Annotated in this window: 13 protein-coding genes; 10 read left to right on the forward strand and 3 right to left on the reverse strand. The window is 28.2% G+C overall.

Annotated features, from left to right (window positions below):
- Nucleotides 1-107: 107 nt before the first annotated feature.
- Entirely contained in the window at nucleotides 108-578 is a 471-nt protein-coding gene (gene smpB / locus ACZ5SO_RS03965; RefSeq protein ID WP_464626947.1) for an SsrA-binding protein SmpB, read from the reverse strand.
- A 17-nt stretch (nucleotides 579-595) separates the two neighbouring features.
- The gene (locus tag ACZ5SO_RS03970) at nucleotides 596-2,044 is read right to left on the reverse strand and encodes a formylglycine-generating enzyme family protein (RefSeq protein ID WP_464626949.1); all 1,449 of its coding nucleotides are present in this window, start codon (nucleotides 2,042-2,044) and stop codon (nucleotides 596-598) included.
- 65 nt (nucleotides 2,045-2,109) lie between these two features.
- On the opposite strand from ACZ5SO_RS03970, the gene lepB reads away from it, so the two are divergent.
- The 8 genes from lepB to queA all read left to right on the forward strand — a co-directional run bounded on the left by lepB (nucleotide 2,110) and on the right by queA (nucleotide 9,111).
- Nucleotides 2,110-3,120 (forward strand): signal peptidase I, encoded by a 1,011-nt coding sequence (gene lepB / locus ACZ5SO_RS03975; protein ID WP_464626951.1) that lies wholly within the window; start codon nucleotides 2,110-2,112, stop codon nucleotides 3,118-3,120.
- Nucleotides 3,117-4,382, forward strand: a complete 1,266-nt coding sequence (locus ACZ5SO_RS03980; protein WP_464626952.1) for a coproporphyrinogen-III oxidase family protein — start codon at nucleotides 3,117-3,119, stop codon at nucleotides 4,380-4,382. The genes lepB and ACZ5SO_RS03980 overlap by 4 nt, the downstream gene beginning before the upstream one ends.
- 220 nt (nucleotides 4,383-4,602) lie before the next feature.
- Nucleotides 4,603-4,848 carry a hypothetical protein gene (locus ACZ5SO_RS03985; RefSeq protein WP_464626954.1) on the forward strand — a complete coding sequence of 82 codons (246 nt, stop codon included), beginning with the start codon at nucleotides 4,603-4,605 and terminating at the stop codon, nucleotides 4,846-4,848.
- 267 nt (nucleotides 4,849-5,115) lie between these two features.
- Nucleotides 5,116-5,853 carry a YebC/PmpR family DNA-binding transcriptional regulator gene (locus tag ACZ5SO_RS03990; protein WP_464626955.1) on the forward strand — a complete coding sequence of 246 codons (738 nt, stop codon included), beginning with the start codon at nucleotides 5,116-5,118 and terminating at the stop codon, nucleotides 5,851-5,853.
- A 5-nt stretch (nucleotides 5,854-5,858) separates the two neighbouring features.
- Nucleotides 5,859-6,350 carry a crossover junction endodeoxyribonuclease RuvC gene (ruvC, locus tag ACZ5SO_RS03995; protein ID WP_464626956.1) on the forward strand — a complete coding sequence of 164 codons (492 nt, stop codon included), beginning with the start codon at nucleotides 5,859-5,861 and terminating at the stop codon, nucleotides 6,348-6,350.
- On the forward strand, nucleotides 6,347-6,967 hold the full coding sequence (ruvA, locus tag ACZ5SO_RS04000; RefSeq protein ID WP_464626958.1) for a Holliday junction branch migration protein RuvA: 621 nt from the start codon (nucleotides 6,347-6,349) through the stop codon (nucleotides 6,965-6,967). Before ruvC ends, ruvA begins: the two co-directional genes overlap by 4 nt.
- Before the next feature lie 8 nt (nucleotides 6,968-6,975).
- Nucleotides 6,976-8,046: a Holliday junction branch migration DNA helicase RuvB gene (gene ruvB / locus ACZ5SO_RS04005; RefSeq protein WP_464626959.1), complete on the forward strand. Its 1,071-nt coding sequence runs from the start codon at nucleotides 6,976-6,978 to the stop codon at nucleotides 8,044-8,046.
- Nucleotides 8,047-8,064: 18 nt separating this feature from the next.
- Entirely contained in the window at nucleotides 8,065-9,111 is a 1,047-nt protein-coding gene (queA, locus tag ACZ5SO_RS04010; RefSeq protein WP_464626961.1) for a tRNA preQ1(34) S-adenosylmethionine ribosyltransferase-isomerase QueA, read from the forward strand.
- Nucleotides 9,112-9,170: 59 nt separating this feature from the next.
- On the opposite strand, the gene tmk is transcribed toward queA, so the two are convergent.
- Nucleotides 9,171-9,788: a dTMP kinase gene (gene tmk / locus ACZ5SO_RS04015; RefSeq protein ID WP_464626962.1), complete on the reverse strand. Its 618-nt coding sequence runs from the start codon at nucleotides 9,786-9,788 to the stop codon at nucleotides 9,171-9,173.
- Nucleotides 9,789-9,888: 100 nt separating this feature from the next.
- Here tmk and ACZ5SO_RS04020 point away from each other — a divergent pair, with 100 nt between their 5' ends.
- Nucleotides 9,889-14,949 carry a translocation/assembly module TamB domain-containing protein gene (locus ACZ5SO_RS04020; protein WP_464626964.1) on the forward strand — a complete coding sequence of 1,687 codons (5,061 nt, stop codon included), beginning with the start codon at nucleotides 9,889-9,891 and terminating at the stop codon, nucleotides 14,947-14,949.
- 33 nt (nucleotides 14,950-14,982) lie between these two features.
- Complete coding sequence (gene bamA, locus ACZ5SO_RS04025) at nucleotides 14,983-17,529, forward strand: outer membrane protein assembly factor BamA (protein ID WP_464626965.1); 2,547 nt, start codon at nucleotides 14,983-14,985, stop codon at nucleotides 17,527-17,529.
- The last annotated feature ends 13 nt before the right edge of the window (nucleotides 17,530-17,542 follow it).

Here is a 17,542-nt window from a genome sequence, read left to right on the forward strand (position 1 = left end):
TGTCTCCTAAATAATTAATAGTAGACCAATTTTCATAGTTTTTAAAATATAAAAAAAATCCCACTTTAACTAATATTAAATTAGAAAATAATGGGATTTTATTTAAATTAATATTTCAATCTTTTCAATTCTCTTTGAGCGTCTTTTTTAAGATCTCTTTCTTTAATAGTATTTTTCTTATCGTGAAGAGCTTTACCACGTGCTAAGCCAACTTCCATTTTAATAATATTATTTTTGAGATATACTTTTGTAGGCACTAAAGTGAAACCTTTTTCATCTACTTTTCGTTTTAGCCTTTTTATTTCATTTTTATGGGCTAAAAGAGTCCTTTTTCTACCTGGGTCATGGTTATAAATAGAGCCTTGTTTATAAGGTTGAATTGTAAATTGAAGTAGTAGTAACTGACCATTTTCTATAGTTACATAACTATCAGTAAAAGAAAACCGACCTTCTCTCATACTTTTTACTTCAGTGCCTTCTAAGCTCATACCACACTCAAGTGTTTCTATCATTTCATAATTAAAAAAAGCTTTTTTATTTTTATTCAATAATTTATAATTACTAGATTTGTCTTTCATAAGTTAATCCCATTTTATTATTTTTTATACGCAATTCTAAAGCCCATGTATTCAAAACATGCAGCCTTATCAATTGCACCAACGCTATTTATTGTAGCAGAAGTATTTAACAAAGAGCCACCCTTTACAACTATATCGCTATCAAAGTTAGTTTTGATTTCATCTAAAAGAAAGTCTCTCTCTTCAACGACTCTACTTAAGGAAAAGTAAGGAGTTGATGTGAATTCCCAAACTCCTCCAAGCATCAAGTCAAATTGATTGTCATAGCTTCTTGTTGAGATTAGAGAAGAACTGTATGAATTTTCTAAATAGTTAGTAGAAGATAAAGCTGCTAGAGTCCATTCTTCTTCACTTGGAATGTATATATTTTCATTAGTTTTTTCGCTTAACCAAGAACAAAAAGCCTGAGCTGCATAATAACTTATATTTCTAATTGGCTCAAGGGAAGGGTAAGAAGAAGATAAGGTAATACCTTCTAAATAATTATCATCAACTAACCCTTTTTCTATTAACAAAGCTTTATTACTTTTAGCCCAAGTTGGATTTTCTATAACAAATAGGGAATATAGATAATTTGTGATAGGTGTTTTAGAGATATATACACTAGAGTCTAAATTTACTAAAATTCCAGCTTCATTAATACTTGGATATGAACTATAAGTTGTATCTCCCATTACAAATTCTACAGGGTCAACCTTTAAAGTATTGATAACAGCCTCATCATTAACTTGTAGTGATGCAGGTGTTGTTGTAACTTTAACATCTTTGAAAGAGAGACCAATTGTTTGAGATTCTTCTTCAAAAACTTCTTTAGCTTTTAATAAAGAAGGGCCATATTCAATATCTAAATAATCATAAGCACTAATAGCATCATCAAGCATTTCTTTACTGCTTATAAAACTACTTGCTAAATTTAAATCCTCTTTAATATCATTTTCACTGAGATTAAAGACTAAGGCATCTTTAGCATATTGAGAAAAATATGGAATATAATTTGTTACAGAATTAAATTCAACTATAGGGCTTTGATCAATGATTAATTGAATATCGAAGTTTATAATTTTATCAATCTTTTCATCATTTATTTCATTTAAATCTAATTTAACATCTTGGTAACGATGAAAGATATAAGTTAAGAATACAGGATGGGACACTTTAATAGTATCTTTAGCAATTATTTGTGAGGCTTTTTTATAAATTACTTCATGCTCCCCACTTTTAATAAAGCTTTGAGCAGGTGTCCCACTTACATATTGCTCATCTACATACACGCCAACATTATCAATATCACTTGTAAAATTGACGAATTTACCACCGTTTAAAATTCCAGGTAAAAAACCTATTAAAAAAACAACTAATAAAACTACTAGAATCATTAGGGTTAAAATATATACACCAGGTCTAACTGAACCGAATTTAGGTAAAACAACATCATCAATCTTTGGCAAATCTTTAATTTCTTTCATATCTAACAAATTACTTATACCTTTAATCCTTGTCAACTCTTTTAGTTTATTGTATTGTTGATATCATGAGTTTATTAATTGAAAAAGTTGAAAAATTTACTATAAAGTATTTAACAAAGCGTAAAGCTATTAAATTATATAATGCACAACATCCTGTAAAAAGAACTTTTTGGGGCGAAGTAAAAGGCTGGATAGATGCGCTAGTATTCGCCGTAGTAGTAATTTTAATAATTAACCAATATATCTTCCAATTATTTGTCATTCCAACTCCTTCTATGGAGAAAACCATGTTGGTTAAAGATAGGGTTTTTGTAAATAAAAATGTTTATGGGCTAGAAGTTTGGCCAGGTGGCCCTAAATTAGGATCTAAGAATAGAGTTGTAACACGAGATAACATCATTACCTTCTATAATCCTGAATATGTATCAAAAGGCCCACTTTTTGATATAGCCGCTCAAATGTTGTTTTCTGCGACTTTTTCCTTAGTAAATATCGATAAAAATGAAGATGGTACACCAGCAGAGAGACTATATGTAAAAAGAGCAGCTGCTATGCCAAATGATACTGTAAAGTTTGAAAATGGTGATGTGAAAATAAGAGTTTCAGGTACTAATGAATTTGTAGATGAAATGGAGTTTAGAGAAGATAACAATTTAAGTGATGGACCAAATAGATTGTTAGATAGTTCTTATTATCCCTCATTAAAATCTTGGGCTGCCTTAATTGCCTATCGCAATAAAGGTTTAAATGATTCTGCATATATTCCATCCTATTACATAACAAATTATCAAAAATTAACAGATAATAATTATCCAAAGGACATGTATGAGTTTATGAAGACTTCATATAATGTTGAGAGAAAGATTGATCCTAGTGATTTTACAGCTCGAAGTAATTATTATAGTTATGCAAATGGGATAACAGTTCCAACCAATAATGTTTTACCTTTAGGAGATAATAGAGATAATTCTCATGATGGAAGATATTTTGGTCCAGTTTCTCAAGATAAAATTATTGGTCGAGTTTTCTTTAGGTTCTGGCCTTTGTATAGAATACAATATTTAGGGAATAAATGACCAATTTTAAATACTTAGAACTGTTAAAAAATCAAAAATCCCTTTCTCTATATATCCACATACCTTTTTGTTTAACAAAATGTTATTACTGTGCCTTCTACAGTGAAGCTAAAGCGTGTTGGAATAGAGAAGATGTTTCTTTGTATTTAGACAAACTAAATCAAGAATTGGATCTATTAAAAGCTAAATATACTAAACCTTTTGAAACAGTATTTATTGGAGGTGGAAATCCAGGTATTTTAACTGTTGAACAACTTAGAAATCTGCTAATAAATATAGGGCCTTCAAAAGAAACTACCTTTGAAATAAATCCTGAATCATTAACACAAGAGCATTTATCCTTGTTTGAAGATGGCTTAGCTACAAGATTATCAGTTGGAATTCAATCTTTTAATGATAATATATTAAAAATATTAGGAAGGAAAGCTCGATTTAAAGATAATTTAAAAGCTGTAGAGTTTTGTAAAAAACTTGATAGTTTAAAAATTGACTCTTCAACAAATTATTTTGTGAAAAATCAAATTATTAGTAAAGCTGAATTTAATAAGTTAGATGTACAAATCAAATATTCCTTTGATCTTATGGTAGCTCTTCCAACTCAAGCTCTTTCATCTTGTATAGAAGATATAGACATATTAGTAAATAATTGTAATTTAAAACATCTTTCTCTTTATTGTTTAACAGTAGAAGAGGGAACTTATCTCTATTCATTGGTAAAAGATAAGAAGATAAAACATAATAGTGACTTATTTGAAAAAGACCTATTAGAGAATATTTGGGATTATTTATTAAGATTAGGATTTACTCATTATGAAGTATCAAATTTTACCAAGGATAATAACCGATGTTTGCATAATTTAAGATATTGGACTCTATCTCCTTATTTCTCTTTAGGTTGTAGTGCAGCCTCTACAATTTATGATGATAATTCATTAATTAGAATAACAAATAGCTCTAATAAGGATAAATATATTTCAACTCCACCTTATTCAGATTTAGAAGTTGAAAATCTAAGCAAAAGTGAATTTTTAGAAGAATATCTTATTGTATCATTAAGAAACAAAAGAGGTCTTAATTTTGCTTTTATGGATAAACAGTTTAATATTAATAAAGATTTATTGATTTCAGTTTTTTCAAAGATAAACAAAGATTTCTATATTGTAAATGAGGATAGTTTATGTTTAAGTGAAAATGGTTTTTTGCTCTTAGATACAATAATATTAGATGTATCATTGGCACTTGATAAAATAATTAATAATTAATCTATTATTTATTAGAGGAATAATCTTTTTTACCTTTTACTAAAATTCTAACATTTTATTATCAAATATTTCAAAATTATATTACACATATAACTTATAAATATTTTTTTTAAAATAAGTGTAAAGAATCAATAGTTTTAAAAAAATGTAGTCAAATATAAATAGAAAAGAATTCTAACTTTTATTGACCTTCTAAGTAGATGATTTTATAGTATGATCTATGATAGATATATACGAAAAAATATTAGATGATACTTATAAAGCAATGTTAAAAACAATCCAGGTGAGATATGAAAAACCTGGGTTTAAATTTAGCGAACTTAAATGTGAATTAGAAAGTTTATATAAATATGATGGTCTTGGGATTGATAGAAGTGAAGCAAAACAAGCTGAAGTCGATGGGACGATTTTAGCATATGAAACTTTTATATCTAGACATGAAAAAGACTCGTCATCTGCTTCATAATTGCCTTATGTTACAGATTATAAAAATACCGTGGACTTTTGAATTTTTTTATAAGAACGGTCATTACCATATTACTTTCATAAATTTATTAAATAAATGTAAAAAAACACAGTTTAAATTATATATTTCCCATTAATTTAGGTGTTATAATAAACAAAATAGTAAATATAAATGTATGCTTGAAATTTATTATCCTTTGTGATAATTTTTATGGGGATTTGACTAAATCCATTTCAAGAAAAATTTTAAATATTTAAAGAGGTAAATATGTCAGGGCATAGTAAATGGGCTACAATTAAGCACAAAAAAGGTTTAGCGGACGCTAAACGTGGTCAAAAATTCACAAAATTAATAAAAGAAATAACAGTCGCAGCTAAAATGGGTGGCCCTGATCCCGATACTAATGCAACACTCAGAACTGCTATACTTAAAGCTAAGGCAGAAAACATGCCTAAAGATAATATCGAAAGAGCTATAAAAAAAGGTAGTGGAGATACAGATACTTCAACCTATTACGAATTAACTTATGAAGGTTATGCACCAGGTGGAATCGCTATTATCGTTGACACATTAACTGATAATAAAAACAGAACTGCTGCTGATGTAAGATCTACATTAACAAAACTAGGTGGTTCTCTTGGTACAACAGGTTGTGTTTCTTATATGTTCCAAACTAAAGGTGTTATTACGTATAACGCAGAAAAGTATAGTGAAGATGAAATTTTTGAAATTGCTTTAGAAAATGGGGCAGATGATGTTGAAAATAGTGAAGGTTTAATTGAAGTTACCACTTCTCCTTCTGATTTTGCAAATGTTTTAGAAGCTCTCCAATCAGCTGGTTTTGAACAAGAATCTGCTGGAGTTGAAAAAGTTGCAGATCAAATGATTACTTTAGAAGCTGAAAAAGCTAAAAAAGTTTTAAAAATCGTTGAAAAATTAGAAGATTTGGAAGATGTTCAACAAGTTTCAACAAACCTTGAACTTCCAGATGACTTTGAAGACTAAACTATATGCGTATTCTTGGTATTGATCCGGGATTAGCTAACACAGGCTGGGGTATTATTGATTCAATAGGACACAAATCCCGGCCTGTTTCTTTTGGTACGATTAAAACCTCAAAAGACTTATCTAATGAGAAAAGAATTTTTGAAATTGCCGAACAGCTTGGAAAAGTTGCTCTTAAGTATAATGTAGATATATGTTCAATAGAAGATATATTTTTTACTAAGAACTCTGCTTCTGCAATTTCAGTTGCTAAAGTTATAGGATCTGCAATACACAAATTGTCACAATTAAATCTTGATGTTAAAATATATTCACCTTTACAGATAAAATCTATAATTACAGGTTATGGAAATGCAGATAAAAAACAAGTTCAGGAAATGGTTAGACTACATTTAGGATTAGTTGACAGACCAAAACCAGATCATGCAGCAGATGCTCTCGCTGCAGCACTTTGTTTAGCCACTTATGAGAGTTCGATTAATAGGATTTTAAAATGATTAATGCAATTCATGGTGAAATTACAAGCATAACTTCTACAAATGTTATAATTAAAAGTGGGAATATAGAATTTGATTTATTAGTTTCAAGTTCAACTGCTTCAAAACTTAGTTCATTAATAGACAAAAAAGATGTTCGTCTTGTCACTTACTTACAGCATCGAGAAGATTCAATGACTTTGTTTGGTTTTACTGATGAACTTGAGAGAGAGTTTTTCTTACAACTACAAAACGTTTCTGGAATAGGAGCTAAAGGTGCTCTAAAGATCATGAGCGGGGTAAGTTTTAAAGATTTTGTTATCATGTTAGATAACAGTGATGTATCATCTCTTTCTAAACTACCTGGAATTGGAAAAAAAACAGCTTCGAAATTAGTATTAGCTCTCAGAGGACAATTAGTTGTTGATAACCTTGATTCAGTTGAATTGAAGCAAACAGATGATAAAAACCAATTTAAAGAACTTATTGTTGCATTAGTTGATATGGGATATGATAGAAACAAGGCTGAGAAAGAAATTTATAGATTATATGATTTACACAAAGATAAATTAAAAGATTTATCATTTCATGAAGTTGAATCATATTTATTTAGGTTGGCTATACCTAATTTAAGCTAGAGGAAATTATGAGCGATTTTGTAGAAAATGTAGAAAATATAGATTTGCTAAGAGAAAATTCCCTTGTTTCAACAACCTTCCAAAATGAAGATGAGATACAAGAGAATATTCTACGACCCAAAAAGTTAAAAGATTTCCAAGGTCAAAAACAATTAAAAGAAAATCTTTCAATTTTCATTCAAGCTGCTAAAGAAAGAAATGAAGCCTTAGACCATACTTTTTTAATAGGGCCTCCAGGTCTTGGTAAAACTACTTTAGCTAGTATAATTTCAAATGAGATGGGTAAAGAGATTAGGATGACAAGTGCACCAGCCCTTGAAAAACCTAAAGATCTTGCCGGAATTTTAACAAATGTTAGTGAAGGCTCTATTTTTTTTATAGATGAAATACATAGATTAAAACCTGCTTTAGAAGAAATGCTATATATTGCAATGGAAGATTTTGAAATAGATTGGGTTATAGGCCAAGGGCCAGCTGCTAGAACAATGCGTATTCCTTTACCAAAATTTACTTTAATTGGAGCAACAACTAAAGCTGGGCAAGTTTCTTCTCCACTTCATTCAAGATTCGGAATAACTTGTCATTTAAATTTTTATGATGAAGTTGAACTGAGTAAAATAATAAAAAGAAGTAGTTCTTTAATTGATTGTAAAATAGAAGATGAGGCTCTTCTTAGACTTGCAAGATGTAGTAGAGGTACTCCAAGAATTGCAAATAGGTTGTTAAAGAGACTTAGAGATTTTGCAGCTGTTTTAGGAAATGGCGTGATTACTAATGAAGTTGTTGATCAAGGTTTACAGCGTTTAGGTATAGATCCAATTGGATTAGAAGATCAAGATAGAAATATTTTAAAAACAATAATAGAGTTTTATGGTGGTGGACCGGTAGGTGCTAGCACTTTGTCAATAAGTGTAGGGGAAGCAATAGAATCTTTAGAAGATTTTTATGAGCCATATTTAATTCAAAAAGGTTTTTTAATTAGGACCCCAAGGGGTAGATGTGTAACCACTAAAGCATATGAGTTATTAAATTTAACCCCGCCATCTAAAATTAAAGATTTAGATACATCTATTTTATAATAAGTATTGAGGAAATAAATGATTGATAAAATACATAGTGGTTTAAAAACATCAGACTTTAGTTTTGATTTACCACAAGAATTAATTGCGCAGGTTCCAAGTGAAAAAAGAGGAATAGATAAGCTATTAGTATTAGAGAAAGATACTGGAAAGTTTTTCGACAAAACTATAGAAAATTTTGTTGATGAATTAGATAAAGATTCAATTTTGGTTGTAAATAATTCAAAAGTTAGGAAAGCTAGAGTTTTTGCTACAAGTGAAACAGGTGGCAGAGTAGAATTCTTATTTTTAGAAGAAAAAGAAGACTACAGCTGGAATTGTATGGTAACTAAAAGTAAAAAACAAAAAGTTGGTAAGAAATATACTTTTGAAGGTGGAGTTGAGGCAACCATTGTAGATAGTCTAGAAGATAGCACTAAAATTGTTAAATTTAATAAAGAAATTACAGAAGAATGGTTTCATGAATTTGGACATGTCCCTTTACCTCCATATATAAAAAGAGAAGATAGCTTTAGTGATGAGACGAGGTATCAGACAGTTTATGCAAAAAATGAAGGTAGTGTAGCGGCCCCTACTGCTGGGTTGCATTTTACTCCTGAAATTTTACAAAAAATTAAGGATAAAGGTGTTAAAGTAGTTGAAATTACCTTGCATGTGGGAATGGGGACTTTTATGCCTGTTAGAAGTGAAAATTTAGATGATCACGATATGCATTATGAAAGGTATAGTATAACTGCTGAAGTTGCCAAAATTATTAATGATGCTAAAAAAAATAATCAAAAGATAGTAGCAACTGGAACAACTAGTGTTAGAACCTTAGAAAGTGCTGTCGATGAAAATGGTCTATTAAAAAGTGGTTTAGGGAGGACAAATCTTTTTATAAAGCCAGGATATAAATTTAAAATAGTAGATCAATTATTAACTAATTTTCATACTCCAGAGAGTACACTTTTGGTTTTAGTTTCAGCCTTTGCATCTAAAGAAAATATATTTAAGGCGTATCAACATGCTATAGATTTAAAATATAGATTTTTTAGCTATGGTGATGCAATGTTTATCAAATAATTAAAACACCCAAATAAAATCATTTTTTATTTGGGTGTCATTTATTCAATTATTTTTTTTTATTTTAATAAATTAGATAAGCTATCAACAATAATCTTACTAATTTCATCAACACTTAAAGTCCCATCTATTTTTATAAGATTCACTTCTTTAGGCAACTCTTCTAAAATTTTTGAATAGTTATTAGAAACATTAATTAAAAATTCATCATGTTCAAAAATATCTTTTTTATTTCCTCTTGAGTTAATTCTATCAAGACAAACATTAACAGGAGTATCGATAAAGATTAAAACTTGTGGATGAGGATAATTATTTAAACTTTTAACATCTTCATAATCACATTCTACACTTTGGTAAGCTAAGGAAGAGTAAAAATATCTATCACTTATAACAATCTCACCTTTATTTAGGTGATGAATAACTCCATCTTCATTATTATATAAATGGTCTTCTCTATCAGTTGCATATAATTTTGCTAATGTTAAAGGGGTAGTTATAAAGCGTTTTGCTAAAACATCTCTAACAAGTTTTCCAATAGGTCTATCTGTTGGTTCGAAGGTCGAGTGAACTCTATACCCTTTTTTAATTAACTGTGATACGGTTTGTTTTAATTGAGTTGTTGTTCCAGCTCCATCAAGGCCTTCTATTACAACAAAGTTTTCTAAAATGTTTGTCATTTTTTAAATTTTCCCTTTATATCTTTTATAAGAATTTAATTTTATAATGAATAATTTATTTTTTCGTATTATAATGCAAATAAAGTTTTGGAGGAAGGTCTTGAAATACCATAGTACTAAAAAATCAATTTTAACAATCACTGTGATAATTTCAATTTTACTTATACTTTCATCTGTGGGTATTTTTAAATTTCAAGCTAAGACTCCAGTGCAAGCATTAAGTTCTGCCTTAATCTCTAATCTTGAAATGCCTAGTGGTTATAATATAAAAGTTGAAAATATTAATGAATCATTTTTAGCACGTCAAAATATTGAGAAAATAAGTTTAACTAAAGATGATAAACCAATAATCAGTCTCTCTTCTTTAACAATTAATCAAAGTCTTTTCAGTTATATTGGATATATATTTTTTGATAAACCCTTAAATTTTAAAATTAATGCTAAAAATATTACAATAGATTTGAATGAGGATCTATCTGACTTAACTTATGCTTTATCAAACATTAAAGTTAAAGAAAATACTATTGCAATACAATCTAAATTAGAAAAAAGTGATGATATAGACTCTAAACAATCATTGGATATAAAAGCGTTAATAAATGAAATTATTACACAACAATATATAGATCTTTCTCCCATACTAAAAGGGAATATTGTCAAGAATTCTTATATACTAAAGATAAATGAAGGTAAAATTAATTATGTAAACGATGATATTTCTTTCTCCTCTGAAATAAACAATTTAAATTTTTATCTAGAGAGAGATGGTATTCTAAAAGACTTTGATTTTAGACTAAGTAATATTAATTTTGATGGTGGAGCTCTTTTTTATAATGGGGATTATTCAATTATATCTTATGAAGAAGGACAACTTTCTTTTAGCTTTTTGAATTCGATTTTAGATTATAATGATAATTTAATCCAAGTCAAAAATGTTAAAGCTGAATATAATTTACAAGAAATAGGTAAAGTCTCTGCTATTTTTGAAACTTTAGACTATAGAAATAAAGATTCATCTTTTAGAGCCTCTACTTTAAGTTCTAACATTTATACAAATTTTGATGATATATCTTTTTATTTGAGTCCAGAGGACGCTGTATTAGATATAAACAATAATCGAGTAAGCTTTAAAAAAGCCGATTTAGGATTTTCGCTAGTAGATGGAAACTTATCTTTATTAGTAGAAAATGATGGATTATTTTATTTTTCTATAAATAACAATGATTTTAATATATATAATAGTGAGTTTACATTATCCTCTGAAAATAACACTCCCAACCATGTTAATTTTATGTTTAAATCATTAAATTATAATAAAGATTCTTTAAAGGTGAATTTAAGAAATTTAACTACAGAAATAAATGGGGAAAATGACTTAACAACACTTTTTAATGATGGTAAATTTGATTTTTCAAAAATAAACTTAGAATCTTTAAAAAGTACATATTCGCTTTTAACAATTAATCTTAAAACTGATTTAGTTTTATCTAATAGAGAACACCAAATTGAAACAAATCTAATTAGTACTGTAGAACTTCAAGATAATTTTGAAAACTTGAGTGGTTCTTTAATAGGTGATAGTTTATATTTTGATGATTTTAAAGAAGCTATTAATTTTGATATCAATTTACAAGGGCCACTTACTCTCTCTAAAGATAATGTTGAATCTGTTGAGACGGTTTTATCATATGGCGATAATCTATCTGTAAAAGCTGTAGGTAAATTTAATGAAACTTTAGCAAATAATGAAATTAAAGCTTCGATATTATTTAATAATTATAATCTAGATGAAGCTACCCCTTATCTTTTGCAAGTAGTTCCCTCCTTAGGGAATTATTTGACTCAAGAGACTTCTTTAACAGGCTCTGTTTCACTTGATGGAACTATTGTTGATAAAGCGAGTAATTATTTAAAGGGTAATGTTAGTTCAACTTTATTAATTAAAAATGCTTCTTTTTTAGATTCAAATTATAATTTAGGTTTTAACTTTAGTTCTGCAATTAGTGATAGTTTTCTAGATATTAAAAATTTATCACTTTCTCTATTTGATTATAGGGCATATTTTACTGGCAAATATATAACAGATACAAAATCGATTTCAGGTTCATTAAATTTAGAAGACATCAAAAAAGGAGAAAATTTAGTTAATATTAAACTTTCATCTGCCTCTTTAAATACGACCGATTTTAATTTGACTACTAAATTTTTCCCTAATTTTAGTTTACAAGGTTCATTTATTAATTTAGAAGAATCTAAATTTAAGGTTAATAGTCTATTATATCTCAAATCAGATGTAATAGATTTTGATATAGACGTTGATGTTAAAAATCTCTTATTCAACGTCATAAGTTCAAAAGGATTGAATTTAAATATAGATATCAAAGATACGATAAATGCATATTTTAACTTGGATAATTTTAAATTAATAGATTTAGATAACTCAAGTTTTGATGGTGATTTCAAACTTACATATAAAAATAATGATTTTTGGGCTTTCAACATAGATGATTTTGATTTTGGATATAACAATAAGCTTTATGATATTGTCTTAAATGGCGAAATTACTCAAAATCTTATAAATTTGGATAAACTTGATTATTACAATAATAATTATAATACAAAGTTCAGTGGAACTCTTTATTACACAGGACCAAAATATAAACAACTTTTTGAGAATAAATTAAGTGATAAATATACTTTGAATTTTACCTTTGGAGATAATATAGATCAACGGATTGAAGCTTCTTTATTTAACAACTCAGACATATCTAATATTTTCTTAGAGATTAAGAATTTTAATATATCTAGATTATTTAAAAATAGAAATGAAACCCTCCTTGATACAAGAATAATTGGAAGTACAGATTTTACCTCTAAAAATCAAATAGATGGAGACATTGCAATTTATGAGACAGGAAGTTTGAATGAATCTACTGTCAAAAACATTATTTCAACCCCTTTGATTTCTAATCAATTGTCATCTAATTCCCTTTTAACTAGAGTATTCTCCTTTATTCCTTTTATTAATTTACCAGAACAAAATACATCAACTCAAACTACAGTAGAGGATGTGGTAAGTAGTAGTAAATTAAATTTTTCAACAAATTTACAAATTGACAAAAGCAATTATTCACTGAAAAATTTAAATCTTTCATTAGACAATTATAGCATCGAAAATGGATATTTTAATTTAAACGTAGAAGATTTCACTCTTGCTTTAAAATCTACTATAGAATTGTTAAAACCTTCAGTTGTTACTAATCAATTAAGTTCATTTGATTTAGGTTTATATATAAATTTTAAATCAGTTATCAATTCTATCAAAGATCAATTTTCCGTCAAAACAATTGATATAAATACCGCAAATTCAATATATAATAAGTTAAAAGATTATAAAACTTTTGATTATTCTCTATTAAATAATATAATTGGTAATTTAGATATAACAAATGTATCATTATTTAAAGATACAATTGAATTTGAAAAATTATGGGAAGATAAATTAAGTGAAAACTTAGAGATAAAAGATTTAAACTCATCTTTTAAGATAAATGATAGTAAATTGACAATTGATTCACAATATATAACAGGAATAGTTGATTTAAGTACAAAAACAGGAAATTTAAATATAGATAAAGATTATGGAATTGGTGGGAATCTTTCACTTGATTATAGCAATAATCAAGTTGATGTTGCTTTTACTAATTTAGATGTTCCCTTATCCTTAATAGAGAAAACAGTATACATCAAATTAATTAAATTATATGGTGATAATATAACAGGTAAATTGATGATAACTGATTTATTTAATGATCCTAAATTCTATGGTCTTGTAGATGTTAATAGTTTAAAAATAAAATCTTTATATACTAAAGATAATGAAATAGAGATACCAAATTTATCTGTTATTTTTAATGAAGACAAAATATATACAAACCGAGTTAAAGCGAGATATTTTGATGTAGAAAATAATGAATATACTAATTTTTATGCTACTACAGAAATTCTAATGCCTAATTTCCAATTTAAAACCTTTAGTGTGGATATAGAATGTCCTAATTATTTACCAGCATATATACCTTTAATTGGAATGAACTTAACAATTGATGCAAAAGCAAAGAATTTCTTTTCCTATAGTACAGATGGCGATACTTCATATTTAAGTGGAGATTTAGTAGTAAAAGATGCTGTTGTTAGAAGTGGTGTTGATTTACCAGCTTGGATTAATCCTCGCCAAGAAGTAAATGGTGATTTTAAAATAACGACAGCTGGAAATAATAGTTTCTATTATCCCAAATTAGACAATCCTATATTAAGCCTTACTATGAGTCCCGACCAAAATTTTGAATTTAAATTTGATAGTTTAACTAAAGCTTATGCAGCAGATGGACAAATAGATATTTTACAAGGTGAGATTTTTTACTTCCAAAAGAATTTCTACATAGATAATGGATCTCTTTATTTAAGAGTAAACTCTGAGACAAATAAATTAGAACCTATCATATCTTTAGAAGCTAAATTAAGAGAAAGAGACAGTGATGGCTCTCCGGTTGATATAATAATTAGCTTAAATAACAATACTTTAGATAATTTAAATCCAATATTCTCTAGTATCCCCTCAAAGAGTCAACAAGAAATAATGAGCTTATTAGGTCAATCTTTCTCAAGTAGTACTTCAACTGATAGTGGGTCAGTTGCATCTATAGCTACAGCTGCCACTTCTGTATTCTCTTCTTTAGGCTACATAGATACAGGAGGTGTTTCGACTTTAAATAAAACTATTGCTACTGCTCTAAATTTGGACTTTTTCAGTTTAAAGAGTAATATAGTAGAAAATTTAATTTTAGAAACATTTATAGAAGACCCTAGATATTCATCATATTCTCCATTAGCTAGATATTTAAATAACACGACAATTTTTATGGGTAAATATTTGACTCAGGATTCTAAGTTTCAGATTATGATTAATTTACTTGCTACAAGTGATAGTGATGTTTCTAGTTTCCTCTCTGATGATTTATCATTAGAGCTAGAAATGTCATATGAAATTGATACAGATTTGGCAAAGTTTTCTTTCTTCACAAATCCTACACAGTTGTCAATTCTAGATTTATTAGATACTATGGGTTTTAGTGTAACTAAAACAATTCATTTTCGTTAGTATATTTGAAATGTATTACTGTTAGGAGATAACATGCTAAAAAAAGTTTGTTTAATAATGTTAATTTCAATCGTCAGTTTGTCTAGTGTTTTTGCTGCAGATGAACCTTGGTATGATGGAGTTAAAATATCTGAGTTTGAAACAGAAGGTCTTGTCAATGCTGATAAAAATCAGGTTGATGATATTTTGTTTAAATATAGGAATAAAGTTTATTCTGATGAACTTTATCAAAATTTGGAAAGTGATTTATATGCAACTGGATTCTTCTCTTATCTTTACCCTGAATTTACAAGAGTAAATCCAGACTCTGCTCAACTCAAAATTACTTTAACATTTTTTGAGAAGCAAATCTTAAGTAAAGTTACTTTTAATGGTAATAATAAGATAACAACCTCAATGCTTCTTGAAGAAAGTTCCTTAGATCTTAATTCATTTTATGAGGGGTATGAGATGTCTCAGGCAACTCAAAAAATTAAAGATGCCTACTATAAAAAAGGATATGCTGATGTTGTTGTCACACCAAAATTTAGCGAAGATGTAGAAAATAACTCAGTATCTCTTACTTTTGAGATAGAAGAGGGTAAACAAGTAATTATAAGTTCTATTGAATTTAATGGTAATGAGAATTTTGATGATAAAATATTATTAGCTCAAATTGGATCAAAAACAAAATCTTTATTTAGAAGTGGATTCTACTTAGATTCTACAGTGGAATCTGACAAAAGTAGCATATTAAATTTCTATTTAGATCGTGGTTATGTTGAGGCAAAAGTAGATGAACCAACTCAAGAAGTAGTAGTTGAAACAGATACACAAAAAAATATAAAGCTTATATTCAACATAGAAGAAGGTAAAGTTTGGAAAATAGATACTTTCACTTTTTCAGGAAACACAGTCTTCTCAAGTGAATTCTTAAGTGATTATATTTCATTAAAATCCGGAGATATATTTAATTATGGTCTTTGGTCAACAGATCTAACTAAAATTTCTCAGCTTTATTATGATAAAGGGTATATTAATTTAAATATAACACCTCAAAATTCTATAGATGCTGAAAATGGTTTAATCTCTTTTAATATTGTTATTACTGAAGGCTCAAGAGCTAAAATCAATGATATAATTATTAAAGGAATAGGAAATACACAAGAAGTTGTTTATACTAGGGAGTTAACTTTCAAGAAAGGAGAGTACTTTAATAAATCCGAAGTAGAGCAAAGTTTAAGAAACATACAAAATACACAATTGGTAACAGAGATAGGTTATTCAATTGATCCTATAGATGAAGAAAATTGTAATATTATAATTGAAATTACTGAAGGTGGTCAAAAAGATATACAATTTGGAGCTACTTTTGGTGGCACTACAACAGATTTTCCAATTTCTGGTTTTGCAACACTGACAGATAGAAACTTCTTAGGAACAGGTAATGATTTATCAACAAGTATCACCATATCCCCATCTACTCAAAAGTTATCACTTGATTTTGTAGACGAATGGTTTAGAGATGTTCCTTGGTCAAATGGTTTTTCTCTAAGTTTTGAACATTATTTAGTTGACGATGTATTAATTCTAGGAAGTGAAAATTTTTACGATGGACATATTTACGATGATTTAGATAGCAATGCTTATCCACTTGGATATAATAGTTATCAAGATTATTTAGCTGCTGATGAAGCAACCCCTAGCTCTCAATATTTAATGGATTATGATTTGTATAGGATAGCTGCAGGCTATGATACTGGTTACACATTCAGATATGATTCAGGTTCTTTAATTGTAAGCACAGGTCTTAGCATTGGAATTAATAAAGCTATACTAAACAGTGAGTATCTACCATATGAATATTTAATTTATCAATATAGTCTAAAATGGCAATTCTCGAATAAACTAACATTAGGTATTGCTTGGGATGGTAGAGACTTAATAAATAATACAACGAGAGGTTGGTATGTATCACAAAACTTCACATATGCTGGAGGATTCTTAGGTGGTTTATCAAATTACATTAAATCATCAACTAGTTTTGCAGCTTATACACCAGTTTTAACTTGGGAGAGTGAAGATGAAGTTAAAAATATTGTAGGATCTTATTCAAATACTTTAAGCTTTATGCTACCTCAATATTATAGTAATGATGGAGTTTGGGGCTTCTATGATGCAAAAGAAGGAGCAACTTCAAGTGAAATGCTTTACATCGATGGAGCAACAATAGCTATAGGACATGATGTAGTAGATGACTTAGCCTTCTTATTTGACAATAAATTGTCACTTGAATATTCGCTTGTTAAAAATGTACTAGCTTGGGATACTTTCATAAGTGCAACAGCAGCATCCTCAACTTTAAGTGGCTTATCTGAATTAAATAACTGGGATTGGTATTTTGCAGCTGGAACAGGTATTAAGATTAAGATTTCTGGTTTCCCAATTGGATTATATTTAGTCAAAGATGCTACATTATTAAATAGCGATAATGAAAGTTTTGAATTTGTAGAAGGTTCTTTATTTAACTTTGATGAAGATGAAAATTCAATATTAAATGGAATGAATTTAGTCTTATCCTTTACGACAAATTTATTTTAAATCTTTTTTAAAT

It is taken from the genome of Pleomorphochaeta naphthae (assembly GCF_055396005.1).